Source organism: Vibrio sp. R12-SW3-ISO1 (assembly GCF_059834005.1).
On sequence record NZ_JCBDGK010000034.1, the window covers coordinates 1 to 644 of the forward strand.

The window sequence follows — 644 nt, forward strand, 5'->3', positions numbered from 1 at the left end:
ATAACCGCTGAAAGCATCTAAGCGGGAAGCGAGCCCTGAGATGAGTCTTCCCTGATACTTTAAGTATCCTTAAGGGTTGTTCGAGACTAGAACGTTGATAGGCAGGGTGTGTAAGCGCTGTGAGGCGTTGAGCTAACCTGTACTAATTGCCCGTGAGGCTTAACCATACAACACCCAAAGGGTTTTGATGGACTCAATGTAAGAACATTGAATGTGTAAAAGAGACGAGTGTCTAGTTCCTAGTAGCTAGAAACGATAAGCACAGCTTTCCGAATTATTAAGTTCTAGGAACTAGGCACTAGCTTCTAGGAACTTAAACAAAATTTGCTTGGCGACCATAGCGATTTGGACCCACCTGATTCCATGCCGAACTCAGAAGTGAAACGAATTAGCGCCGATGGTAGTGTGGGGCTTCCCCATGTGAGAGTAGGACATCGCCAGGCTTTAAATCTGCGACTTGTCTTAGTGAAGTAGAGCAAGTCACCATAAAGTCTCTAAGTTTAGTCTTAGAGTTTTATGTTGACTTTCAACGTCAGACAGCGTATTATACGCGTCCTGCCTAAGTGCTAACGCACTGAAAGCAAAGCTCTTTAACAATATAAACCTATCAATCTGTGTGGGCACTCGTTGATGATAATCCAATT

The 644-nt window shown here is 43.8% G+C and carries 2 rRNA genes; both read left to right on the plus strand.

What is annotated here, in order from left to right:
• Positions 1–167: ribosomal RNA gene (locus AC6R0R_RS09020) — 23S ribosomal RNA — on the plus strand; the annotation flags it as partial.
• Positions 168–327: 160 nt separating this feature from the next.
• Positions 328–443 (plus strand): 5S ribosomal RNA (gene rrf / locus AC6R0R_RS09025).
• Positions 444–644: the final 201 nt, after the last annotated feature.